The sequence below is a fragment of the Sphingobium sp. TB-6 genome (assembly GCF_012927365.1).
Taxonomy (GTDB): domain Bacteria; phylum Pseudomonadota; class Alphaproteobacteria; order Sphingomonadales; family Sphingomonadaceae; genus Sphingobium.
Genome location: NZ_JABBGL010000010.1, coordinates 117,693 through 142,561, shown reverse-complemented (window position 1 = coordinate 142,561; position 24,869 = coordinate 117,693). Strand labels below are relative to the sequence as shown.

Genomic DNA, 24,869 nt, shown 5'->3' with positions numbered 1-24,869 from the left:
GGATCGGCCAGTTCAGGCGGCGGCTGTATGCGGAAAGGTCAGATCGACCCATATCCGCCGTCGACCGGAAGCACCACTCCGGTGCAGAAGCTGGCCGCTTCGCTGGCGAGGAAAAGCACAGCCGACGCAATCTCATGGGGCTGGCCAAGGCGTGCCATCGGGGTCATGTCCATCCAGATCCTGTACCATTCAGCGAATTCGCCGCTCGCCTTTTCCGGGTCGATCATGTCGGACGCGACGTAGCTGGGCGCGACCGCATTGACGCGTATCCCATGGGGCGCAAACGCAACGGCGAGCGATTTGGTCAGCATATGGACCGCGCCCTTGCTGGTGGCATAGGCGACCGGATTTTGCGGACGCGTCGCCACGAATCCGGCGAGCGATCCGATGTTGACGATGGCCCCGGCGCCCTTGTCCTTCATGCGGCGGCCAAATGCCTTCGAACAATAATAGACCGCGTCGGTGTTGACCTCCATCGTGCGCTTCCAGTCTTCCACCGATGTTTCGAGCGGGTCGGAGACGAGGACGATGCCGGCATTGTTCACCAATATGTCGACGACGCCGATGGCCCCGGCAATGTCTTCGGCCAGCGCCTCGACGCGATCCGCGTCCGATAGGTCCGCCTGGCGATGATGCGCGGCAAGACCGGCCGCATTCAGTGCCGAGGCGCTGCGTTCCGCGGTTTCGGCGTCGATGTCGACGATCACGACTTCCGCCCCCGCTTCCGCCAGCGCCCGCGAGATTTCCGCGCCAATTCCCCGGCCGCCGCCCGTCACCACCGCTTTGCGGCCATCGAGCCGAAATCTCTCAAGATACATTGGAATATCCCTCCTTGGCGTCCGGGTTATAGGCGATCCGGGCGGACTGGCGCCAGAGCCGCGCCCGGTGTGCAATACAGGCGGCATCGCGCCTGCCGCGGACTATCTATCAGTCCTTCTTTGATGTTGCAATGAAACGTTTCATTGTATAGTTGCGGCGATTGCCACGCTGGCGGACAATGAAGTGGTCCGGCGCCGGCGGAAGCCCTCTGGGGCGGGGCCCAAAATATATGCAATATTGGCGGAAAGGAGCCTAACATGACCAGCGCGCCCAAATCGTCTGAAGCGAATTCTCCGTTTCATTCCGGTCTTCAGCCATGCGCGGCGAACCATGTCCCCCTCTCGCCGCTGAGCTTCCTGCCCAAGGCCGCCGCCGTCCATCCCCGCCGCACGGCCATCGTCCATGGAAGCCTCCGCCAAAGCTGGGAGGAAACCTATGCGCGCTGCCGCCGCTTCGCCTCCGCGCTTCAGAAGCAGGGGATCGGCCGTGGCGACACGGTGGCCATCATCGCGCCGAACATCCCAGCAATGTATGAGGCGCATTTCGCCGTGCCCATGGCTGGAGCCGTGCTCAACACGCTCAACACCCGCCTGGACGCGGAAGCGATCGCCTTCCAGCTCAATCATGGCGGCGCGCGCATAGTGCTGACCGATCGCGAATTCAGCGGGACCATCGCACGCGCATTGGAACTGGTTCATGAAAGGCCGCTGGTCATCGACATAGAGGATCCGCTCTACGACGGCCGCAACGAACGGATCGGCGAGATCGAATATGAAGATTTCCTGCGCGGCGGCGACGCCGGCTTTGTCTGGTCACTGCCCGCCGACGAGTGCGATCCTATCTCGCTGAGCTATACGTCCGGCACGACCGGGGATCCCAAGGGCGTCGTCACCCATCATCGCGGAGCCTATCTCAATTCCCTGTCGCAGATCGTCAGCTGGAGCATGGCCGCCCATCCGGTCTATCTTTGGACATTGCCGATGTTCCATTGCAACGGCTGGTGCTTTCCTTGGGCGATCGCCGCCCATGCCGGTGTCAACATCTGCCTGCGGAAAGTCGATCCGCCGCTGATACTCGACCTGATCGAGGCGCATGGGGTCACTCATATGTGCGGCGCGCCCATCGTCTATTCGATGGTGATCGACGAGGCGGAACGGCAAGGGAAACGGCTCGATCATCCGGTGAGCGGCCTGGTTGCGGGCGCCGCTCCGCCAACGACGATGATTGAGGGGGCAGAGCGGGCAGGATTTGAAATCACCCATGTCTATGGCCTCACAGAAGTCTACGGACCCGCATCCATTTGCGTGAAGCAGGAGGAATGGGGGGCACTGCCGCTGGAAGGACGTGCAAGGTTGAACGCGCGCCAGGGCGTCGCCAGCATGTTGCAGGAGGCGATGTGCGTGCTCGACCCCGAAACCATGGAGCCGGTTCCTGCCGACGGGCGGAGCGTCGGCGAAATCATGTTCCGCGGCAACATCATGATGAGCGGATATTTGAAGAATCGCGCCGCGACCGAGGCGGCATTTTCCGGAGGCTGGTTCCACACCGGCGATCTCGCGGTGGTCGAACCCGACGGCTATGTCCGGATCACCGACAGGGCGAAAGATGTGATCATTTCGGGAGGCGAAAATATCTCCTCGCTCGAAGTGGAGGAGGTGCTGCACCGGCATCCGGCCGTCAGCCTGGCGGCGGTGGTCGCAAAGCCGGACGAGCGGTGGGGCGAGGTGCCCTGTGCCTTCCTGGAATTGCGGGAAGGCGCCGAAACGGACGCCGATGCGCTGAAGGTTTTTTGCCGTCAGCATCTGGCCGGATACAAGATACCGAAACATTTCATCGTCTGCGCTATCCCCAAGACGTCGACGGGGAAGGTGCAGAAATTTTCCCTGCGTGAAGCGGCCGAAAGGCTCTGAACAAGGCGAAGTTGGGAGGTCTGACGTTGGAGCATTGCGGAAATAAAATCCTCCCCATCTAACGATGGGGAGGATTTGGAAAGGTCCGCTCTCCACCCAATGCAGCCATTCTACAGCTGGATGGGTCCACGCTGCCCTAAAGATGATAGGACAGCGTGACCCCGACCGTCCGGGGCGGCGCCTGAATCTGGGTATCGGCGACCGGCTGTGGGCTGGCCGACTGGATCACATAATAAGTGTCGTCGAACAGATTCTTGCCCCACAATTTTACCCCTATCCGCTTGTCGTTGGACAGCCACGACAGGCTGGCGTTGACGAGCGTGTAGGACGGCTGCTCCAGCCGGTTGTCGGGCGTCGCGAAGAAGCCGCCATTATGCTGGACGCCCAGAGTGGCGGCAAAATCCCCGACCTGCGTCGGCAAGGTGTATTGGCCGGAAATATTCCCCACGAAATCGGGTGTCTGCACCGTCGTTCGCCCCTTCATATTGGCCGGCGGGCCAAGCGGCAGGCCGTTGGGATCATAGGCCTGGAAGCCCGGATAGTCGGTATAATGGCCATCCATCAGCGACAGTCCGCCGCTGATCTTCAGCCGGCTGCTGGCGCGATAGTCGAGGCTGGCCTCAAGCCCCTTGATCCGTGACCCAGCCGCATTCTTGATGAGATTGCCGCCAATGTCGGGCAGCGAAACCTGCTGGTCATGATACCAGTAGAAAAAGGCGCCCAGGTTCAGGCGGACAGAGCGATCGAACAATTCGGTCTTCAGCCCGAACTCCAGCGCGTCCAGTTCCTCCGGCTGGAAGGCGTTGCCGGGCGCCAGCAGATTATAGCCGCCGCTCTTGAAGCCCGTATTATAGGAAATATAGCCCATGATGTCGGACGAGAAGCGATAGTCCAGCGCCACGCGATAGGTCAGTTTCTTCACATTCTGACTGGCGGCTATGGCGAAGGTCGGAAAGCTCAGTGTCTGTTTGTCGGTCGTGTAGCGAATGCCGCCCGTCAGATTGAGGTTGCGGAACAGTTCCAGCGTCGCCTGACCGAAGACGGCGAAGGATTCGCTGCGCTGCTGCTCATAATCGATGAAGCTCATGCCGTCGGCGCGCAGATCCACATAGGCGCCCAGCGCATTGTAATAGAAGGCGCCAAGAATCCAGTTGAACTTGCCCGCCGAGGCGTTTTGCAGGCGCACTTCCTGCGAGAAACTATGGAACTTCGTGCGCCAGGTGAGGTCGAGTGCCACGACCGAGGTTTGATCCTGGTCGAGCGAATTGCTGTTCCGCAACTCGCGATAGGCGGTGATGCTGGTGAGTGCCAGCGATCCGATGTCCTGATCGATCTTCATCGATCCGCCGCCGGTTTTCAGCCGGGTGAAGTTGGGCAGGCCACCATTGCTGTTATATTCGCCGGGATAGCCGATCGGCGGAATGGCGTCAGGCAGCAGCGAAACCGATCCGCGTGGCCGCTGGTAGCTGTTAGTGTTGCCCAGCCGCGCATAGTCGGCCGACAGGCGGATGGTGGTGCTGTCGGACGGTTCGAACAGCCACTTGCTGCGCAGCGAAATATTGTGCCGCGCCTGCTGGTTGACATAGTCGCCCGACAGCAGGTTGCGCCCGAACCCCTTGGCCTGATTTTCGTAGAGAACCGAAATCGACGCGGCGACTCCATCGGTGAGGCCGCCGCTCAGATAGGCTGACGCGCCCGTCATATCGTAATTGCCATAGGTGCCCGACAGATCCAGCCGCATCGTCTGTTCGGGATCGAGTGTCTGGATCTGGATGACGCCGCCGGTCGCGTTGCGGCCGAACAATGTCCCTTGCGGGCCGTTGAGAACGTCGATCTGCCTTGTTCCGGCCAGTGAAAAGACATTGCCCTGCGGATTGGCTATGTAGACGTCGTCGACATAAACCGCGACGGGAGATTCCGACACCGGGTCGAACAATTGCGAACCGACGCCGCGAATATAGGGGTTCGCCGCGCTGAGTTGGCTGGTGAAGATCAGGCTGGGTACCGCCTGGGCGAGGTCGGATGTGCCCGATACGCCCTGCTGTTCCAGAGCGGTCGCGGACAGGGAGGTGACCGCCACAGGAACGTCCTGCAACCGCTGGCTGCGGTGCTGTGCGGTGACGACGATCTCCTCAAGCTGTGCGTCGGACGTCTGGACACCGCTTCCGCCGGTAGCGGATGGCAAGGTTTGTGCCAGAGTGGACCCGCTCATCATCGTGACGGCAAGCGCGGCTGCGGAGGCGCACGCGATGATCGGCTGGTATCGGTGACGTGGCTCGGTTAGCGGCGGCGCGAACCAATTATTCCGGTCGGCCGGGTCGTCCATGGTCATTATGCCTCTCCCCTTTTTGTTGCTGGAGCATTGGTGATTTGTCGAAGCAATCTCTTCTTACGGTTCTCCATCTTTTTATCCGCTAAGAATGAAACGTTTCATTTCTAATGCCAGCGAGCGCTGATGGTGTAAAGCCCTATCATGGTGGTGGATGGACGCGGGGCATCTACACACAGCGGCTGCTTTGTGTGAGTCTCTAGAGGCATATGCCGCCGCTAGGTGCCGCCTTGTTCTGATGTGACCGGCGTCGGAGTTAGCGTGAGTGCAAGCGTCGTGGTTTGCACTGGAGTTAGCGAGGACGCGACGGATCGGATGACGTTTATTTCTGGGCGGGAGCACCGGCGGACATGCATCCGAGCCTGATCCACCGCTGGCGGCGGAAGCGAACTAAAGGGATTGTCCGTCGGGATGGCGGGAAATCTGCTTGCGTGCGTAGCGCTATGTTGCCCACTTTCGGCAAAACGCGTGCCAATGAAGGGCAGCTATCGCTTTTGCCTCTCTGAACCTGACAGGCCGGAATCGGCCAGTTGAAGTCACTGAGCGCCTGTCACTCCGTCCCTCCTTTGGACAAGTTTCCAGCGAATCAATGCGTCAGTGATCCCAGATTTTAAGGTGAATGGTGACTCGAACACGCGCCGAAAGGGGCTGCGCGGGTGTTAGTGTGCCGCGCGCGGCCTGATCCAAAGTCGCAAAACCTGAGCTTCGCAGCTCCCATGCGAGGAGGACGGAGCCAGCTCCCCGGTTCCGCGCGCGCGAATATCTTGAGATAAATCCGCTGGGCACCAGGAGCGAGCGATGAGCGGCAGACGCCGACGCGCGGACGCGGTTTGCGGCATTGCTTTCCGCCAAACCCTCTAATCACGTTAGATAATGCTCGGGCAGTGGCCCTGGGCGGTGTTCTTCGGAACGAATGCCCGTGGCATGTGCGCTACTTTGATGATGACAGCTGTTGGCTCCGTATCTTCGGGAGGTTTCACGTCGGTCCGTCGGAGGGTGACGGCTACGAACGCGGGATGGTTATCATCAGCGCGATCCGATCGGAACTGGCGGCAGGGTCAAGTGGATAAACGAATGGAGAGGGAAATGCCCCTGCGTTTTGCTGAAGTAGCCGATGAAGCCTACCGATACCCTCTCACAATCAAGCATTTGCTGGACCGGGCACTGATCACCTCGGGCGATCAGGAGATCATATATCGCGACCAGGCTCGCTTCACCTATCGTGAGTTCGCCGACCGCATCCGCAGGCTGGCTTCTGTCCTCTCGTCACTTGGCGGGGAGGAAGGGATGACGATCTCCGTCCTGGACTGGGACAGCCACCGCTATTTGGAGGCCTATTTTGCCGTCCCCATGATGGGTGCGGTTTTGCAATCGGTGAACGTGCGCCTTCCGATCGAGCAGATCCTCTACACGCTCGTCCACACGAGCCCCGGTGTCATCCTTATCCACCATGACTTCTTCCCGTTCGTGGAAGACATTCGGCGCGCCGTGCCTGGGCTAAAGGCGATCATTGCGATCATGGACGGGACGGACGATCCTCTGCCCGATTGGGCGGTTGGCGAATATGAAGCCTTGAGCCAGGCCGCCGATCCTGCGTTCGAGTTCAAGGATTTCGACGAGAACGCCATCGCCACTACATTCTTCACGTCCGGCACGACGGGAAATCCGAAGGGCGTTTGCTTCAGCCACAGGCAACTGGTTCTGCATGCGCTTGCTCTATGCGGACATTCCGGAGACACCCGCCATCGCGGTTTCGGCATCGACGATGTCTATATGCCGCTCACGCCGATGTTTCACGTCCACGCCTGGGGCATGCCCTATGTTGCGATCATGCTGGGCCTGAAGCAGGTTTATCCCGGTCGATATGACGCCGACTTGATCTGTAAGCTGCGGACGGAGCACGGCGTGACCTATTCGCACGGCGTCCCCACCATCCTCCAGTTGCTGATTTCGGCAGCGGACCGAACCGGCACTGACCTCTCGGGCTGGATGATGGTGATTGGCGGATCCGCGCTGACACCCGCGCTGTTTGAGGAAGGGCGCCGCCGCGGTATGGAATTGGTCTGTGCTTATGGCATGTCGGAGAGCGGACCGATCCTGACCATCACCCGCCGGCTTCCCGGAACCGAGGCCGGCAGCGCAGACGAGGGGCGTCTGCTGACCAGGGCAGGGGTGCCGATCCCGCTCGTTTCCGCGCGGATCGTCGATGAGAACATGAACACGCTGCCCAATGACGGCCGGACGCGGGGAGAACTTGTTGTTCGCGCGCCCTGGCTCACGCCCTGCTATGTCGGCGATGAAGCGGGATCCGCCGCGCTGTGGCGTGGCGGTTGGCTTCACACGCAGGACGTGGCCTCGATCGATGCGCATGGAAACATCACAATTTGCGACCGTCTGAAGGATGTCATCAAGAGCGGCGGCGAGTGGATCGATTCCATTCTTTTGGAAGGGATCGTGGCGAATGCCCAAGGTGTCGCTGAAGTGGCGGTAGTCGCCGTACCGGATGATCACTGGGGCGAGCGTCCGCTCGCGGTCATCGTGCCTGCTTTCATGGCCGAGGTTACGCTGGCGGCAATCAACGCCCCCATCGAACAGGCCATCGCGAAGAGCGCCATCACGCGCTATGCGAAGCTGGACCGCTTTGTGATCGTTGATGCATTGCCCAAGACCAGCGTCGGCAAAATCGACAAGAAGCGGCTTCGCGCCCAATATGGTGCAGCCGCTTCGGACAGTGCGATCGGCGCGTCCAGCGTGCAGGGTGAACGGGCGTCAAGCCCGGTCAGCTAGGGGCGGTTCAACCTGCCGAGGGAATGCGGCGTATATTATTTCGCGCGGTCCGTTCCCTGTGACGATGATTGGGTGGCCGGAATGTCGCGGATCCGCCCTTAAATTCTGGACTACGAAAAGGATATGGAATGCTGAGGATCGATCGCGTCTCTCTGACGCTCGAACGGCTGACGATAGACCGGCCCCCCGCCAATGCATTGACGCATGATCTGTTTCAGCAGCTGGTCGACCGGTTCGTCCATCTCCGTGACGACGCCGATGCCCCGGCCATCATCCTGACGGGTGCGGGGCCGCGCTTCTTCTGTGCCGGTGGCGATATCGGAGAGGTTACGGCCAATCCCGAAGTCGCCGTCCCCCGCATGCGCGCCTTCCACCAGTTCCTCATCGAACAGGAGAACTACGGACGGCCAATCGTCAGCGCGGTCAATGGATATGCCGTCGGCGCGGGCATGGAGATGGTCCTCCACTCAGACTATGTCGTGGCGAGCGAGAAGGCGCAGTTCGGCTTTCCTGAAATCAATCATGGTCTGCTGCCGGCTGCGAAGGGCATCCGTCAGGCGGTCAATCGCATCGGGCGCCGTGCGGCCGAGCAGATGCTGTACACCGGCCAACTGGTATCCGCTGAAAAAGCTCTGGCGATTGGTCTGGTCAACGAGGTGGTCGCCTTCGATGTGCTGCAGGACCGGGCGGTCGCGCAAGCTGAGCTGCTTCGCAGCAAGGATATGAACCTGTTCGCCGCCATCAAAAAGACCCTCAGAGATGCCCCTCGCATGACGGATGAAGCGCTGGAAGAACGAACGATCACTGATCTCGTCGACTATATTTCCCGCGGCGAAGCCGCCGCCGCCCGCCAGCAGTTCTTGCAGCGCAAGGCGAAGTGACATGACCAGCGGGAATGATGCGCTTCGGCTTGAACTCCTGACCTCCGCCGAAATCGCAAAAGCGATTGATGCGGGCGTTCGATCGATCATCTTGCCGTGCGGCGCGGTCGAGCAGCACGGGGCGCATCTCCCGCTCAGCGTAGATGCGGACCATGCAGACTATCTCGGCATCCTGCTCGCCCAAAGATTGGAAAAGACGCTAGTAGCGCCCACGATCCGGGTCGGTTGTTCAACGCATCATATGGTGTTTCCGGGAACGATCTCGCTCCGAGACGAGACGTTCGAGATGATCGTGCAAGACTATTGTACCAGCCTTGCCAGGCACGGTTTTGAGCGCATCTTCATTTTTACCGCCCATGTGGGCAACTGTCCGCCACTGGCGGCGATGCTCCCCCGCTTGCGATTGGCGGTGCCGGAGCCTTGCCGTGTGATCGCCTACACCAACTCTCGTGCTTGGCTGGAGACATGGCGCGACGCGGTCGCAGAGGCAGGCGGGGAGCCGATCAGGGTCGGCGGCCATGCTGATCTCGCTGAAACATCCGTCATGCTCGATATCCATCCGGAACGGGTACGCGTGGAGGCCTATGAGGCAGGCAGGCTGGGGCTGCTGTCCCAGTCGGACCTGGAGCTGATGTGGCGGGAAGGGCTCCGCGCCGTCAGCGCCAACGGGATCTTGGGCGATCCCAACGGTTCGACGGTCTCGATCGGACGGCGCTGTATCGAGCGGATCGCTGCGCTTCTGCTTGAGGGCTTCGCCGAACAGGAGGCCGCCTACCAGGCCCGCAGCAGTTGATCGCGCTTAGCAACGCGCGGGCTGCCCCTCTTCCTGCTGCCGGTTGGATCATCATCGGCGAGTGCTGGATGCGATGCCGGAGGGTGAAGGCACGATCTTTGAAGGCTATCCGCATACCCATGCTCAAGTCGTGGCCCTGGATGAACTCCTTGGCGCTTGCGGTGGATGAGGACAGGCTGGTCGAACGGATCGTCGGCCGCTTTACATGCGCCGCTTGCGGAACTGGCCATCACGACAGTTATAAGCAGCCGAAAACAGCGCGCACATGCGACGTCTGCGGCGGCCACATGTTCAAGCGGGGACCGCGCACCCGCATGGCTGAATATCACGCGAAGACCCAGCCGATACTGCCTCATTTCGAGGCCAAAGGTCTTGTAGGGAGGATCAACGGCATGGCCGCGATCGCGGATGTGGGTGCGGCGATCGATAAGGTTCTGGATGCCGCGGCCCAATAGGGGCTCAACCGAACTGCCGATTGCGTTGGGTAGGACGCGGCCACCCACTGTTACCGGGCAAAAAAGCGAGCGCCAACCGTCGTGCATACTCGATACCGTCGAGCATCAGCTGCAAGCTACATTATTCCGTAATTCGGTCTGGATCCCCGCATCTTCGGCAGCTTCTGCCGGTACCTTGATGGGAAGATCGCGACATCAAAGGGGCTCGTCGAGTGCCGAAAGGAGAATTGAATGTCTATCAAATTTGGTTTCTGGTCGGAGCAGGAAACCCAGGTCGGCGAAAGTTACGCGCGGCGGCTGCATGATCTGGTCGATGAGGCGATCTTTGCCGAAAAGATGGGTTTTGACATCATTTCCCTTTCGGAACAGCACCTCGCTCTAGGCGGAATATCGAGTTCGGCGCCGGAGGTCGTGTATGGCCATCTCGCCGCGAAGACCAGCCGTATAGCGCTTAGGCCCTCGGTGGTTCTGATGCCGAAGAATTTCAACCATGCTCTCCGCACCGCGGAACGCGCAGCGGTGACTGACGTCCTCTCCAACGGCCGGTACGAGCTGTATTGCGGTCGCGCCAACACCACGATAGCCATGCGCGGCTTCAATGTGGATCCCAACGAGACGCTGGAGCAGATGGAGGAGGGCATGGCCCTTGTCCGCGAAGCCTTTAAGAACGACGTGTTCACATTCGATGGCAAGCACTACCAGGTGCCTCCGCGCATGCTCGTCCCGAAGCCCCTTCAGAAGCCGTATCCACTGATTGGCATCGCGGCGACAAGCGAGCGGAGCCATGTGTGGGCCGGCGAGCAGGGTCTCGCCGTACTAAGCCATAGCCTTTACAAGGGGTGGGAAGCGCAGGCCGCGCTCATCAATGCCTATAAGTCGAACTGGAAAAGGGATCCAGACGGTCCGCTGGCCGCGCCCCGCATTGGGATGCCGCTGTTCATCGGCATCGGGAGAACCGACCAGGAGGCAATCGACATATATGCCGAACCGCTCAAGCATTACGCCCAGATTTCTACCACCGGCTATCCAAAGCTTGCGAAGTTCTCGAAGGATTACGCATATATGGCGGAAAGCCAGGATGCGCTTCTCCGTGCGGCAACGGATTGGGACTATTTGATCGAAGAGTCCGCCAGCGTAGTTTGCGGAAGTCCGGAGACAGTTATTCGCCAGCTGGAAAGATATGTCGATCTTGGCATCGACGAAATATTATTCCACCTCGATTCCGTTACACATCACGAAATCATGAAGGCGATCGATCTGATTGGACGGCACGTCATTCCGTACTTCAAGAACCGTAACAATGTCGTCCGGCCCTATGAAGATGTTCTCGGACAAATTCGTGCCATGCGCGAAGACAGCCTTTCCGCCTGAAGCCTGGGACGCCTGGAGATAGAAATGCTTAAGAACAACTACGAGGATCTGCTGATCGAGGTCCGCGACAGCGGCGTTGCGATCGTCACTTTGAACCGCCCGGAAATATTGAACGCCATCAGCTGGAAGATGCATTCCGCGTTGGAGGAGGTCTTCGTCGATCTCGATAATGACCCGCGGGTGAAAGCGATCGTGCTCACCGGCGCCGGCCGTGGCTTCTGCTCGGGCGGCGACCAGGGCTCGCTCGATGAGGGTCTCGATGCCATTTCACCGACGCGCTCGGGTCGCCATCTGATCCGGAACATCCTGGAACTCGAGTCACCGTTGATCGCCGCGGTGAACGGTGTCGCGGTGGGTCTGGGCGCTACGCTCGCCCTGTACTGCGATATCATTTTCGCTGACCCGAGCGCCCGTTTCGCGGATACGCATGTCAACGCCGGTGTCGTTGCGGGCGACGGCGGGGCTGTGATGTGGCCGTTGCTGCTCGGCCCGGCGCGGGCAAAGCACTATCTCCTGACGGGTGACTTCATCTCCGCGGAAGATGCCGCTGCCGCGGGCATGATTAATAAGGTCATTCCGGACGGGAAGCTTCTTGACCATGCGATCCAATATGCCGAATTGCTGGCAAGCGGCCCCCGCGACGCGCTTGTCTGGACCAAATATGCCGTGAACAAGCTGATCAAGGACCAGGTCGCCCTCAACCTTGACACGGCCGCAGCGCTCGAGGTTATCACATTCCGCAGCCCGGAGCGGACGGAGGCCGTCGCAGCGTTTCGCGAGAAGCGCAAGCGCTTTGCTGAGGGTGATAATTGAGGTGAGCACCCAATACTCTCCCCAGTTGGTCGCCTATGACGACGACACACTTGCGTCGTTGTTGCGTAACCGACGTGACATGTTAAGCGAGAAAATCGTTTTTTCACAGAAGCGAGCCGGGGAATGGCGCACGACGACCTGGGGGGAGTATGCGGCGAACATAGCGCGCCTCTCCCGCGCTCTTCTCGATAACGGACTTCAGAAGGGCGACTATGTCGCGATCATGGGCGATGTCTCGCAAGACTGGGTCACCGCCTATATGGCGACGGTTTGTGCGGGCGGCGTCGCGGTCGGAATCTATTTCACTTCTTCGACAGAGGAAGTGGAATATTATCTGGAAGATTCCAAAAGCAAGTTCATGTTCGTCGCCGGCGAGAAGGAGCTTGGCGTCATCCTCGGCGCGGCGCAGGCTGCGTCTCTCAGGAAGATCATTACCTTTGATCCGGACACGGCATCGTCAAACAACGTGGTGCCGCTGCCTACCTTCTTACGCGACGTTGGGGACAGCTCCTCACTGCTCGACGAGCAGGCAGCGCAGGTGCAGCCCGACGATATCGCCACGATCATCTATACCTCCGGCACTACCGGAAATCCCAAGGGCGCGATGTTGAGCCATCGGGCGGTGATAGAGGGTGTCGCCACGACGCGCTATTTCTGCCCGGCACTCTTCTCGGAGCCGCAGCGCGTCGTAGTCCATCTTCCTCTGTCCCATGTCGTCGGTCTTGGCCAGGGCATCGTCCTGCCGCTCATAAGCGAGGTGGTCCCTTATTTTGGCGATTCGGGAGCGGATTTCGGTGCTACTATGCGAGATGTCAGGCCAACCTACTGGATGGCCCCGCCGCGTTTCTACCAGCGCTACGCGGCGGAACTCGCCAGTAAGGTTAACGCCTCGGACCCGGCAAAAAGAAAGTCTTACCGCTTCGCGATGTCGATCGCGCAGAAGGCGCTCGCAAATCGTCAAAGTGCCGGTCCAAAGGATAGTTTCCTCCAGGCCCTGTTCGAGACTTGCCGCCGCGAGATATTTCTGCCGATCCTGGCCGAGATCGGTCTCGATCAACTGACCTACCCATATACTGCATCCGCGCCCATGCCTCCGGACGTCATGAAGCTGTGGCAGACATGGGGGGTGAACCTAAAGGAGTGCTACGGCCAGACCGAGTTGGTCGGCGCCAACGCAGCGCAGATGAGTGACTGGTCAAAGCCGGGCACGATAGGAGAGCCGATTGCCGATCCACGCTGGAAAACCAGGGTAGCGGGCGACGGCGAGATGCTCGTCAAGGGGCCGGGGCTGTTCGTGGGCTATCTCAACAAGCCCGACGAGACGCTGGATGCGCTGCGGGACGGCTGGCTTCACACCGGCGATATTGTCGAATTCAGACCTGACGGCTTGCTCGCGCTCATCGACCGGAAAAAGGAAATCATTAACACTTCCGGCGGGAAGTCGATCAGTCCGGCGCAGATTGAAAATGAACTGCGCCAAAGCCCGTATATTTCCGAAGCGGCAGTCTGCGGCGACGGCAGAAAATATCTCGTCGCGCTGATCGAAGTGGACCGCGTCGCGATGATGGACTGGATCAAGGGCCGGTCGGACACGATCCAGAACTATTCCGATCTGTGCACGTCCGAGGCAGTGATCCACCTTATCGAAGCGGAGGTGGCGAAAGCCAATCAGAGGCTTGCCCAAGTGGAGCAGATCAAGGCATTTTGCATATTGCCCGAGGAACTGTCGGTGGAAAATGGCGTGATGACGGCAACTCGCAAGAAGCGACGGAAGAACCTCAATAATCGATACAAGGACTTGATCGACTCCCTGTACGATGAATCTGAGGATATTCTTATCCGCCAGGCATTTTCCTAGAGCGTTTTCGAAGCAGATGGAAACGCCAGTTCGGCGAAACCAATCACCTGCTGGCTCGGAAAACGCGTTAAATCAAAAGACTAGAGCAGTCGAGCCGATGCAATCGGATCGGAATCTGCTCTAGGCCGAAAGCGGCCTGGCAAACGCCGACCATCGCTGGAATGGATTTCTTGTTGAAAGTTGAACAATGACAGGCGCACCATCCAATGCCAATGATCGATTTCTCTCGTCCACGGAGGAGATCATCGAAGATGCGCGCAACGGCCGGATGTTCATTCTGGTTGATGATGCGGATCGGGAAAATGAAGGCGACCTCGTGATCCCGGCGCAGATGGCGACGCCGACCGCGATCAATTTCATGGCAATGCACGGCAAGGGTCTGATTTGCCTGGCCCTCGACAAAAATCGGGTGGACCAGTTGCGCCTGGGCTTGATGAGTCCCAAGAACGAGACGCGGCACGAGACGGCGTTCACTGTTTCCATCGAGGCAAGGGACGGCGTTTCCACAGGCATCTCTGCCGCCGATCGTGCCCGGACGATAGCCGTGGCGATCGACGGGTCCAAGGGACCAGAGCATATCGTGACGCCAGGGCATGTCTTTCCTCTTGTCGCGAGGTCGGGCGGAGTGCTGGTTCGCGCCGGCCACACCGAGGCGGCCGTTGACGTCGCTCGCCTTGCCGGCCTCAACCCGTCCGGCGTGATCTGCGAAATCATGAAAGACGACGGGACGATGGCCCGGCTCGACGACCTCATGGAATTCGCAAGGCTCCATGAGCTGAAAATCGGCACCATCCGGGATCTGATCGCGTACAGGCGCCGCCATGATCACGGTGTCGAAAGGCTGGCGAGTGCCAGGTTCGCGAGCAAGTGGGGCGGTGAATGGATGGCGATCACCTTTCGCGTCAAAGGGGCGGAGAACGAAGCGCTCGCATTGGTCAAGGGACAGATTGATCCGGACAAGCCGACGATCGTCAGAATGCATGCCATGGACATTTTCTCGGACGTTCTCGGCCAGGCCGACAACCGCAGCGATCTTCTCTCGCGCTCCATGGAACTGATAGCTTCTGATGGAAACGGGGCTGTCGTTCTCTTCAGTCGCGATACGCCGCTTTCGCGCTTGCTGCGCGTCAAGGCCGGCGAACCGCTCGGTGACGTGAAAGAGCTTCGCGACTATGGCGTCGGCGCCCAGATCCTCGCTGAACTGGGCATCCACGACATGATCGTTCTGACCAATTCGCCGCATACGCCGGTCGCGCTGAAGGGGTATGGGCTGAACATCGTGGAACATCGCCAAATTTGAATGCACACTGATCGCGGCCGTTGAATTACTATCGCGGATAGTTGGTCCCGACGCCATCAATCCGCGGCAACATCATCGCGCCCTTGATCGATGCCAATGAACTGACTTCATTCCGCAACCTTCGGCGGGCTCCCTCATCTCTGCTGATGGTCGTCTGCGAAGGCCGATGGGTGCCGATTCAGGGAATGTGCAAGTCCATGTTCGGCGGCGAGCGGGATTCTTGCCCCTCTTATCCTCAGCGGCAGATCATTCCGCATGTGCCGTTCGGGCGGTGCGAGATCGGCATCTCATGCCGGTTATCTTGTGAGAGTTTGCGGAATGGAAACTTCAAAAGCGTCTCTGAACGACGACGCTTACACCAGTGAGGGCGTGTGACCAACCAGGACAATCTGCTTCAGGAATGTGTCGGCCCGGCATCTTTCAAGGAGGTTCTGCGCGCGATCGTAGGGTCCGGGTCGATCGTGGCGGCGGGGCGGGGCGCCGACAGGCGCGGGCTCACCGTTACGGCCGCGTCCTCCCTCTGTGTCGAGCCGCCAATGGTCCTGGCATGCATCAATCGAAGCGCCGAGGCGCACGACATCATCCTGAAAACGGGGACATTCTCCTGGAACGTCCTGTCGATTGACGACATCGCCCTCGCGCAGGGGTTTGCGGCGATGGACGGCAGCAGGGCGCCACTCATCTATTCTTCGGGTAACTTCGGTTGAATTGTTCATAATGAATAGGGGAGAAATTTTCCGGAAATACCAAGGCGGTCAACTTTAGACCATCCAATAAAAAGTTCGCAGGAAGAATGAAGGCGGCTCAGTCATCCGCAGCAGGTGCCGCATGATTGAGTGCACTTTTGATAGAGTGCGTAAGGTGATCGTGACCCACTCACCTTCGAGAGCGGAATGCAGCTGGTTTAAGGCGGCGCTGTATTGGCGACGCACCTTCAAGCTCTGTCAAGCAATGCGGCAAAAGGTCAGCGCATCTGCGCGATCCAGACAAAAAGGGGAGTAAAATGAAGCACAGACCTATTCTATCTATTTGCCTTTCGACTGTGGCATCGGTGTCGATCCTTGGCTTGGCAGTGACGCCCGCATCGGCTCAAGGCCAGCCGTTCAGCCAGGACGCGCAGGAGGAAGGCCGCTCGGCTGGTGACATCGTCGTCACTGCCCGTAAGCGGAGCGAGCGTCTGCAAGACGTGCCGGAGACGATTACCGCTTTCTCCGCCGATATGTTGACGAAAGGCGGCATCGCCAATGTCGATGACCTCGGCCGGCAACTGCCTAACGTCATACTGAACCGTCGCGGCGACAATGAACCCAATGTCGTCATCCGTGGCATTGGTGCGTTCGGTAACACCCAGGGTGTCGGTTTCTATGTGGACGATGTGCGCAACATCACCGATCAATCGGCACGGCTCGTCGACCTTGAGCGTCTGGAGGTGCTGAAGGGACCGCAGGGAACTCTTTACGGCGGCAGTTCCATCGGCGGCGCGATAAAGTTCGTGACCAGGAAGCCGAGCTATGAACAGGAAGGCCATTTCACTGTCGAGGGCGGCGAGCAGAACATTTTGAATGTCCTGGGTTCGGTCAACGTCCCGATCGTCGACGGAGTCGCCGCACTGCGCATCTCGGGTTATGCCGATCACGACGGCGGCTACAAGTACAACCCCAATCTGCATGTCAATTCCGACAAATCGACGGAATATGGCTTCCGTACGGTGCTGCGCCTGAACCCGGACGACGCAACTGAAGTGCTCGCCAGCTTCCGGTACAGCCGGACGGAGAATGCCGGGAACGACTATTATGTGACAAGTGGCCCGCAGGAATATTCGTTCGAAACGCCGCTCAGCGAGCGAAATTACAACCATAAGCAGATCCTGGGCGGGATCTTGTCCGTCACACGCGATCTCGACTTCGCGACGTTGACATCATTGAGTTCTTATACGCGACGTAAGAACCGCATCCTTTGGGATATCGACTATACGCCTGCGGACGATGTTACCGCCTCGCAGGACGCTCCGGTCGTCACGAAGGTGTTTACCCAGGAGCTTCGGCTCGCGTCCGACAATAGCGGATCTCTCAATTGGCTGGCAGGCGTATATTACAGTTCGATCCGCGACCTTGATCTGCTGAGCCATGTTGATCTTTACCTTGGCGCGCCTGCGGCCGGCGATCCGACCGTCGCCAACTATTACAATGTTACCACGCTGGCGCGGCAATATGCTGGCTTTGCCAACATCGGCTGGAAATCCGGTGGTTTTGAGGTAAATTTCGGCGCTCGCCTGGACCATAACAAGGTGAAGGGGATCGATCTCAATACCGGCGGAAAGAACGATACGTCCGACACGATCGTTCTGCCCAAGCTTTCGCTAGCCTACCATGCCTCTCGCGATCTGCTGCTCTACGCATCTGCTTCGAAGGGTTATGAGCCAGGGCGGCTCAACATCGCCGCGGATGCGGTGTTGATCCCGTTCAAACGGGAAACGGCGAACAATTTCGAAGTTGGCGCCAAAGGTGAGTTGTTTGGCGGTCTTTTGCAATATGACGTGGCCGGCTTCTACATAAAATATAAGGATCGCCAGTTCGAGACCCGCATCAACGTCGACGGCATTATCACTGAGTTCATCACCAATATCGGTACGTCCGAATCGTATGGCGCAGAGTTCTCCGGAACATTGCGGCCGACACGGGACCTGTCCATATCGGCCAGCGGCGGCTTCCTCCATTCCAAGTGGAAGAAAGGTGTTTTCTTCGAGCAAGATGTGACTGGGAACACCGCGACCAACGCGCCGCGCTTCTCGGGTAACATCAATGCCGACTATACCCATCCCGTCACGGACAAGCTGAAGGTCGGGTTGCGCGGCGAACTTACCCACACCAGCAGCTTCTACTGGGATGTCCCCAATCTCACAAAGCAGCGGGCCTATGATATTGCCGGCTTCCGGATCTCCTTGGCTGATATCGACGATAAATGGGAATTTGCCCTGCGCATCGATAATGCCTTCAACAAGGTGTATAACACCGAGTATCAGGATCAGATTCTGAGCGACCGGGTCAACGGCGCCTGCGATAGGTGCAGCGACGCAAGGATAGGGCAGCCCCGGGTGATCAAAGGCTCCTTCTCCTATAAATTCTAATGGTAGTCGGGGGACGTCGAGCGGCATCCCCCGATGTTGGGCAGCGTGTCCCATGCGGCCGCGATGAGGGGGAGCGGCCAAATGAGCGATGGCAACGCGTTGGAAGCAGACAACAGGATCATGCAACTGTCGCGGCGATATCCCCGCTATGCGCTTGCGGTCCTGTTTCTGCTTTACGCATTCAATTTACTTGATCGCCAGGTCGTCAACATTCTTGCCGAGCCGATCAAACGAGATCTGCAGTTGGCCGACTGGCAGCTTGGTTCCCTGGCGGGACTGTCTTTCGCACTCTTCTACGCGACGCTTGCTCTGCCGATCGCCCGCGTGGGCGAGCGCGGCGACCGGGTGAATGTCATTGCATTTCCGCGATCGTATGGAGCTTCTTCACGACGCTATGCGGCCTCGCCCAGAGCTTGGCGCAGCTTTTCCTGGCGCGGGTAGAAGTCGGCGTTGGGGAGGCGGGGTGTACGCCGGCGTCCCACTCCTTGATCAGCGACTATGTTCCCCGCGAACAGCGGGCTTCGGCAATGGCCGTTTTTTCGCTCGGCATTCCCGTTGGCTCGTTGATCGTCGGATTACCCGGAATCGTTCTTGGCCTTATTTCCCTGTGGAGCCTGCCCGAGCCACGGCGCATGGCCGTCAACGCTATGGCGCCCGCCTCATCACCCAGCCTCCGGGAGTCTTCGGTAACCTGCTCGGTTGCCCCTGAGCGTGGGTACGTTGAGCGACGTGTTTGCCGCTCGTCTGGGCGCTGGCGGGGGAATTCGATGGTCGCTGATCGTCATCAGTTTTCGGATATTTTGCGGCGACGATCGCATTTCTGATGGCCCGCCGGACGATGCGCAACGACATCGTCAGTTGAAGCCGCGGAGGTGGAGGCGGCGCTTCCCAGCGTAAGGGGCGGTCCGTTCTCTGAAGCCGCCCACCGATCAGGTCGCCTCTCCCTCCACCCGATCCTGCAGATACCGCCGCGGAGGCTGGCCCATATATTTCTTGAACATAGCGGTGAAGGCGCTTGGGGAATCATATCCCAGCTCCTGAGATATGACCTGGACCGTCGTTCCAAAGCCAAGTTTCTGCACCGCGATGACGATGTGGAGCTGTTGGCGCCAGCGGCCGAACGTCATGCCGGTATGCTTGAGAATCAGCCTTGCCAGCGTCCGCTCGCTCATGGCCACTGTCCTGGCCCACTCCCGCACGGTTCTTCGATCGTCGGGCGAATCAAGCAATTCCGCGGCGATCTGTTGTATCTTCGGATGGCTGGTGACAGGAAAGTGAAGAGGTTCCGCCTTCATCTGGGCCAATTCGTCCAGAAGAACCCGTGCGAGGCGGCTGGTCGGCCCTTCCAGCGGGTAGAGCGGCGGCAGCTTGGCGAGGTGGAAGATCATCTCCCGCAGCATGGGATTGATAGAGAAGGTTGCGCAGGAATGCGGAAGCGCGCCGACATCCGGGTCAATGAACACGCAATAGGATCTGCCATTGTCAGAGATAGCGATACGATGGGGCACACCGCCCGGCACCCACACGGCGCCGTTGGACGGAACAATGCGGATGCCGTCAAGTGTGCGGCAGACAATCGAACCCTGCGCGCTGACGACCAGTTGCCCCTTCCTGTGCTGGTGGATCGGCAGCTCGTCGTCATTCTCTTTGCGCTGAACCAGGAAGGAGGTCACTGGGCGGGGATATTCGTCAGGATCGAGTGATGAAAAACTGACGCGCAGACCCTCCAGATCCCAGCAGCGTCTGGCGGCCTCATCCATTATAATGTCAGTTGACCGATTCGCGATGCTTCGTGCCATCTCTGACATGCCGCACTCTCCTTTTCAGCCAAGTTTATACCCGATTTTGACCGTTTTGCGACATAAATTGGCAATTATGTGAATCCTGTCGGTCGATCCGCCGGAATATAGTCTGCCGTGGTTTTGGTAAAAATCGACGAGGATAGATGCCTGGAGATCCGGTTGTAACGGTCCACGGAATTTTGTGCCGGTATCCGCCGCATTTGCACTTCAGGCTGCTTTTTCAAAGCGGGTAGGATAGCAAAATGAACATGCTCACGCTCGATAGGACGGACATCAAGATCCTGAATGAACTGCAAAGAGACGCAAATCTGACCAATGTGGAGCTTGCCGACCGGGTCAACCTTTCGCCTTCGCCCTGTCTCACCCGAGTGAGGAAGCTGGAGCAGACCGGCATCATCGACCGGCGCGTCACGCTTCTGAACCCGAAGGTCATGGGGCTGGAGATCAATGCCTACATCCAGGTCACTCTCGACAAGCAGCCGCGCGCCGCGTTGGACGCGTTTCAGGCGGCCGTCGAACGGTTGCCTGAAGTAATGGAATGCAACTGGATGACGGGCGAGTGTGACTTTCTCCTTCGCGTCATCGTTCGGGACGTCGAAGAGCTTGAATGGCTGATCGCCAAGAAGTTGTCCAAGATCGAAGGGGTGGCGAGTATCCGGTCAAACCTCGTGTTGAAACAGGTCACCTACAAGACAGCGCTTCCGATAGACGCCTCGCGGACGTTGAACCTGCGGCTCGATGCTTGAACTTCATGACGCCCTGAACAGCGCGCCGGCACCCCCGTGGTGACGTGGACGCGGAGAGGGGGCTCAGCGTGCGGGATGTAGACGCGGACTTTGCGGCTGCCGTGCTTGCAGGTGCAGGAAAGCTCTGCGTCGATGCCTCCAGCCAATCAACCATGAGGTTACTTCGGACCGGAGAGGATCTATGAAACAGTCCGACTTGACCGGAAAGTCGCGCTTATCACCGGCTCGTCACGCGGCATCGGCTGCGCCATCGTAAAAGCCCTCGCAGAGGCGGGCACGCGGGTGGTGATCTCCAGTCGTAAACGGCCCGCGTGCGAAGAAGTCGCCGCCAGCATTTCAGAGAAAGCCGCTTTTGAACGGCGGATCTATCGACGCAGCAATGTCATTGAACGGCTGTTGGGCCATCTTGAAACTGGCGCCGTATCGCAATTCGATACGACCGACACGCATAAGGAGAGGAAGTTTGAGGCTGGGAGGGTCATGCTGGAAGAAGTCGCAGGCGCCCTCAAGGATGCTTGCGCGTTGCGTGCGGTGGGCAGCGTCAAGATATTTGCCCGACTTTGGCCGCTTGATCGGCCAGGGCACAAGCCATGGTGCAGTGGAGAGCAATCAATAGCGCGCGGGAACGATCCGAATGCGGTCGATCGCGCTGGGTGTGGCGCGCAACAGCGCAACTGCTGCCGTTCGCACCTCCTCCATCAAGGCGGCGTCATAATTCTCGGCTTCTGGTTGCATCTCGACATCGGTTTCAATCACCAGGATGAGATGCCGTTCTCGTCCATCAATCTCCCACTCATGCCAGCTTCTTATGATATTCCGATGGGAAAGAAGTTCGTCGATTTTCATTCTCCCGTCAGCAAGTGGGAGCACAATCTGGTCTCTCAGCCGGTCGCATCTTGCAGAAACGCGCGAACGATCGACGAATGATACAGGACCGGAAGGCATGAAGCCAGCGGTCGACCGGGCACATTGAGAATCGATGCAGGGTTCATGGCAGGATATGCTATGGAGCATGATCACGCGATTTTCCGCCGCAAGCTTCCTGTGACAGAGAGACTCATGCACTCCCGCTTGCACAGCAGGAGGATGACGATGTCCGGTTCTCTGGACCATCCGTTTTTCGATGCGCTTGAGATTGGTGCTGAGAAGCATGTTGAACAATATTCGGCCAACCAGCAGTTGCAGTCTGGCGACGCTTCAAATGCTCAAAATGAGGCTGGCCCGTTGGGATTGGCTCCTTGGCGCTCAGTGCCCTTATGGGTTTCCAATGATCATGCTGAACCCTATTTCGAAATCTATCGGGTCATGCCCGCGCATATGCTGGCCAAGCGCGCTGGGCCTGAGGATTGGCGGTGGCGCTTCTGCACGGCCGATGGTCATGTTCGGGCCTCCGGCGGCAGCTTCACCAATGCGAAGGACTGTCGGGATGCCATCGATGCCCTGCGCCGCACTGCCGGGCGCGCGCGGGTCAGGCAAATAACCGACGGTTGAAACGATGGCCATTATGCTGGTTGGGGCGACCCGGTAGTCGGGGTCGGAGCCAGACGATTTTGGCTCACTCATAAAATTCGACCATCTGGCCCATCTTTTGAGCATCGCGAAAGAAAAAGTGGAACGTGATTTTGATCTTTCAGCAGAGGAAGCTCGCCGACTTAACGAAGCATTGGATAAGCTGACACAATAACGAGGCTGGCGGCAAATTCACTGAGCCTATTTCGCTTCTGTCTTTCGATCAGGAAGGGCGTCATTTTATGTTGTCCCACGATAATCCTGTCGTGGCTCAAGCCGAGATTTAAACTATTCCGTAAGCGTCTGAGGAAGGCAGATTGACTTTTGCCCCGTCGCCCGCCATATGGAAGGCGCTAAACGTCGCCTGCGACGGAATTTGCCCCAATGGGTGCTCCTTCCCTTCTCGCGCTATCGGCTCCGCTCGTGCTTTTGCGGGCGGGTATCCTGTTTTCGTGAAAGGAAACATCCCATGCCCATCGGCACCGTCAAATTCTTCAACGCTGACAAAGGCTATGGCTTCATTGCGCCCGAGGATGGCGGCAACGACAGCTTCGTACATATTTCCGCCGTCGAACGCGCAGGCATGGCCACGCTGAACAAGGACCAGCGGCTGAGCTACGAGATCGAGATCGACCGTCGCGGCAAGCAGTCCGCCATCAATCTCGAAGCCGCCTGACAGACGGTCAAGCGGACAATCCGCTTTGAAGCAAGCTTTCCCGGCACGGCCTTTGGCGGTGCCGGGGCGGCATTCCCCGCCTTTCCGTTTGTTCGGCTGGCGGGAGTGCAGGAAATGTTCAAGGACATGGGAGGCTGTAGTCGGTCTCCTGCCGCCCGGCCGGATTCCGGTCCGGCGACTTCCAAGCGTCGGACGATGCAAGTCGTCCGCACACAGCCGGACCGCCCATATCGCGGCGGCATAGGCAGCGCCGAGTTTGCGCGCCACTTTACAATCATTGTGCGCCCATAGGCGCTCATCAGGAATATCATGAATTTCAAATTTCCGAACATCTCCGGCCTTTCCAATGGGCCTTCCGCTTTGCGCAAGATGCGCCGTCCGGACCATCGGCCCGCGTCCGCGGGCGTATTGTCGGCCCCGGATCTGCGCCGTGTCGTGGCTGAAATGCTCGGCTGAAACGCCGCGGCTCGATTCCATTCGGGAGATTGCCCATGTCCGTCACCAGTGATTTCTACCTGGCGCGGGTTGCCCAATGCGCTCGCGAGGCGGGCGAAACCGATCTGGCCAATGTCCGCGATCGCTGCCTGCGCGCGAAGGCGGCGTGGCAGGCGATGGCCGACCGTGTCCTGATGGGTGAGGCTGACCGAAAAAAACAGGCCGCCGACAAGGCGGCCCATCAGGAGCGGCTCTTTGGCTAGACATTCAGGCAGACATTTCAATGGCCCCCGTCTTTCTCCGGAACAGGCGGCGCGGCAAGGCCGCATTTCCCAATTGGCCATCGCCCGACTGGGCGCGCAGGACGCCATCGCTTTTCTCAACGGCAATGACGAGCAATTGGGCGGAAGGCCGCTCGATCTGGCGATAGAGAGCGCCGAAGGCCTGCGCGCTGCGGAGCAGCGGCTGGAAGAACGGGCGGACGCCTGAATTCCTTCAGGCGCGCTTTTCAGAATTCGGGCGGCGGAAAATCCTGATCGCCGTCCAGGCGGCGGTCTGTCCCTCACCTCGAAATCCGGCGTTCCGTTTCCGCCAGGGCGAGCCTTTTCCCCGTGATCAGCGTCTGGGCGATGAAGAGGACGATCAGGATCGATCCCGCCGCTCCCACGAATATATCGAAGCCCGACCAGCGCCCGAAGAGACCAGGCTCCGTTCCCAGCACCATCATCATGATGGTCAGCCCGATGAGCATCAGCCGCAGTTCGGTCGGTCCGGCGGAAAGATAGGAAAGCTTCAATTCGCCCAACACCCGCGCCGACAGAAAGGCATGGATCGACAGCAGCAGATAGCCCGCCAGCGCGATCAGGGCGACATCCATGGTGACGAATGGACTGAGGCCGATCCCAGCAAGGATGAGCAGCGTCGCCAGCCCATCGCAGCTATGATCGATGAAATATCCGTAGGATGGACGCTCGATACGCCGGTATCGCGCCAGGCTGCCATCCATGGAATCGCCAAACCATTGCACGGCATAGCCCGCAATGGCGAGCAGCAGCCAGGATGAAGCGAGGTTGCTGGCGGCATATCCCGCAAAAATCATGACCGCGCCTGCCATGCCGGTCGCCGTCAGGCGATCCGGCGTTATCCAGGACGGCATCCGGTGGCACAGCCAGTTGAGCAGCCGCCGCTCATTGGCGGCAAGCCAGTTCTGTTGAATCCTGGAAAGCGATGGGGGGGATTGGGGCTGGATCGTCATAGG

Annotated in this window: 22 protein-coding genes and 1 pseudogene; 19 read left to right on the top strand and 4 right to left on the bottom strand. The window is 59.2% G+C overall.

The genetic code is table 11. The features are described 5' to 3' along the window. Positions 1–38 precede the first annotated feature (38 nt). On the bottom strand, positions 39–818 hold the full coding sequence (locus HHL26_RS15290) for a glucose 1-dehydrogenase (protein WP_066559597.1): 780 nt from the start codon (positions 816–818) through the stop codon (positions 39–41). Positions 819–1,076: 258 nt separating this feature from the next. Here HHL26_RS15290 and HHL26_RS15285 point away from each other — a divergent pair, with 258 nt between their 5' ends. Continuing rightward, positions 1,077–2,729, top strand: a complete 1,653-nt coding sequence (locus tag HHL26_RS15285; protein WP_066559595.1) for an acyl-CoA synthetase — start codon at positions 1,077–1,079, stop codon at positions 2,727–2,729. Between the two features lie 136 nt (positions 2,730–2,865). Here the strand turns inward: HHL26_RS15285 and HHL26_RS15280 are convergent, their stop codons facing one another. Further along, positions 2,866–5,061, bottom strand: a complete 2,196-nt coding sequence (locus HHL26_RS15280) for a TonB-dependent receptor (RefSeq protein ID WP_066559593.1) — start codon at positions 5,059–5,061, stop codon at positions 2,866–2,868. 1,083 nt (positions 5,062–6,144) lie between these two features. On the opposite strand from HHL26_RS15280, the gene HHL26_RS15275 reads away from it, so the two are divergent. The 12 genes and pseudogenes from HHL26_RS15275 (at position 6,145) to HHL26_RS15225 (ending at position 19,267) form a co-directional block, all read left to right on the top strand. After that, a complete protein-coding gene (locus tag HHL26_RS15275) occupies positions 6,145–7,845 on the top strand; it encodes a long-chain-fatty-acid--CoA ligase (protein WP_066561924.1) in 1,701 nt (566 codons plus the stop codon). A 128-nt stretch (positions 7,846–7,973) separates the two neighbouring features. Continuing rightward, a complete protein-coding gene (locus HHL26_RS15270) occupies positions 7,974–8,726 on the top strand; it encodes an enoyl-CoA hydratase/isomerase family protein (RefSeq protein ID WP_066559589.1) in 753 nt (250 codons plus the stop codon). Between the two features lies 1 nt (position 8,727). Next, the gene (locus tag HHL26_RS15265; RefSeq protein WP_066559588.1) at positions 8,728–9,519 is read left to right on the top strand and encodes a creatininase family protein; all 792 of its coding nucleotides are present in this window, start codon (positions 8,728–8,730) and stop codon (positions 9,517–9,519) included. A 53-nt stretch (positions 9,520–9,572) separates the two neighbouring features. After that, positions 9,573–9,974 (top strand): annotated as a pseudogene (locus tag HHL26_RS15260) (adenylate kinase); the annotation flags it as partial. Positions 9,975–10,205: 231 nt separating this feature from the next. Beyond that, positions 10,206–11,345, top strand: a complete 1,140-nt coding sequence (locus tag HHL26_RS15255) for an LLM class flavin-dependent oxidoreductase (protein ID WP_066559586.1) — start codon at positions 10,206–10,208, stop codon at positions 11,343–11,345. Positions 11,346–11,369: 24 nt separating this feature from the next. After that, on the top strand, positions 11,370–12,158 hold the full coding sequence (locus HHL26_RS15250) for an enoyl-CoA hydratase-related protein (protein WP_066559580.1): 789 nt from the start codon (positions 11,370–11,372) through the stop codon (positions 12,156–12,158). Between the two features lies 1 nt (position 12,159). Further along, on the top strand, positions 12,160–14,016 hold the full coding sequence (locus tag HHL26_RS15245; protein WP_346765588.1) for an AMP-binding protein: 1,857 nt from the start codon (positions 12,160–12,162) through the stop codon (positions 14,014–14,016). 187 nt (positions 14,017–14,203) lie between these two features. Next, the gene (gene ribB, locus HHL26_RS15240; protein ID WP_066559573.1) at positions 14,204–15,316 is read left to right on the top strand and encodes a 3,4-dihydroxy-2-butanone-4-phosphate synthase; all 1,113 of its coding nucleotides are present in this window, start codon (positions 14,204–14,206) and stop codon (positions 15,314–15,316) included. A gap of 371 nt (positions 15,317–15,687) precedes the next feature. Then, a complete protein-coding gene (locus HHL26_RS15235; protein ID WP_066559571.1) occupies positions 15,688–16,023 on the top strand; it encodes a flavin reductase in 336 nt (111 codons plus the stop codon). 296 nt (positions 16,024–16,319) lie between these two features. Continuing rightward, on the top strand, positions 16,320–18,443 hold the full coding sequence (locus tag HHL26_RS15230) for a TonB-dependent receptor (RefSeq protein WP_082748658.1): 2,124 nt from the start codon (positions 16,320–16,322) through the stop codon (positions 18,441–18,443). Positions 18,444–18,524: 81 nt separating this feature from the next. After that, positions 18,525–18,884: a hypothetical protein gene (locus HHL26_RS24270; protein WP_237229824.1), complete on the top strand. Its 360-nt coding sequence runs from the start codon at positions 18,525–18,527 to the stop codon at positions 18,882–18,884. After that, the gene (locus HHL26_RS15225) at positions 18,857–19,267 is read left to right on the top strand and encodes an MFS transporter (protein ID WP_237229823.1); all 411 of its coding nucleotides are present in this window, start codon (positions 18,857–18,859) and stop codon (positions 19,265–19,267) included. Before HHL26_RS24270 ends, HHL26_RS15225 begins: the two co-directional genes overlap by 28 nt. A gap of 105 nt (positions 19,268–19,372) precedes the next feature. On the opposite strand, the gene HHL26_RS15220 is transcribed toward HHL26_RS15225, so the two are convergent. Beyond that, a complete protein-coding gene (locus HHL26_RS15220; protein ID WP_066559562.1) occupies positions 19,373–20,203 on the bottom strand; it encodes a helix-turn-helix transcriptional regulator in 831 nt (276 codons plus the stop codon). 284 nt (positions 20,204–20,487) lie between these two features. On the opposite strand from HHL26_RS15220, the gene HHL26_RS15215 reads away from it, so the two are divergent. From HHL26_RS15215 to HHL26_RS15190, 6 genes are all read left to right on the top strand, one after another. Then, complete coding sequence (locus HHL26_RS15215) at positions 20,488–20,991, top strand: Lrp/AsnC family transcriptional regulator (protein ID WP_066559560.1); 504 nt, start codon at positions 20,488–20,490, stop codon at positions 20,989–20,991. Between the two features lie 177 nt (positions 20,992–21,168). Next, positions 21,169–21,918 (top strand): SDR family NAD(P)-dependent oxidoreductase, encoded by a 750-nt coding sequence (locus tag HHL26_RS15210; protein WP_082748654.1) that lies wholly within the window; start codon positions 21,169–21,171, stop codon positions 21,916–21,918. Between the two features lie 78 nt (positions 21,919–21,996). After that, complete coding sequence (locus HHL26_RS15205) at positions 21,997–22,482, top strand: hypothetical protein (RefSeq protein WP_145907362.1); 486 nt, start codon at positions 21,997–21,999, stop codon at positions 22,480–22,482. Between the two features lie 487 nt (positions 22,483–22,969). Next, a complete protein-coding gene (locus HHL26_RS15200; protein WP_066559552.1) occupies positions 22,970–23,176 on the top strand; it encodes a cold-shock protein in 207 nt (68 codons plus the stop codon). 491 nt (positions 23,177–23,667) lie between these two features. Next, a complete protein-coding gene (locus tag HHL26_RS15195; RefSeq protein WP_066559551.1) occupies positions 23,668–23,874 on the top strand; it encodes a hypothetical protein in 207 nt (68 codons plus the stop codon). Then, entirely contained in the window at positions 23,867–24,100 is a 234-nt protein-coding gene (locus HHL26_RS15190; protein WP_206377484.1) for a hypothetical protein, read from the top strand. The genes HHL26_RS15195 and HHL26_RS15190 overlap by 8 nt, the downstream gene beginning before the upstream one ends. Positions 24,101–24,173: 73 nt before the next feature. Here the strand turns inward: HHL26_RS15190 and HHL26_RS15185 are convergent, their stop codons facing one another. Further along, entirely contained in the window at positions 24,174–24,866 is a 693-nt protein-coding gene (locus tag HHL26_RS15185) for a CDP-alcohol phosphatidyltransferase family protein (RefSeq protein ID WP_066559550.1), read from the bottom strand. Positions 24,867–24,869 lie beyond the last annotated feature (3 nt).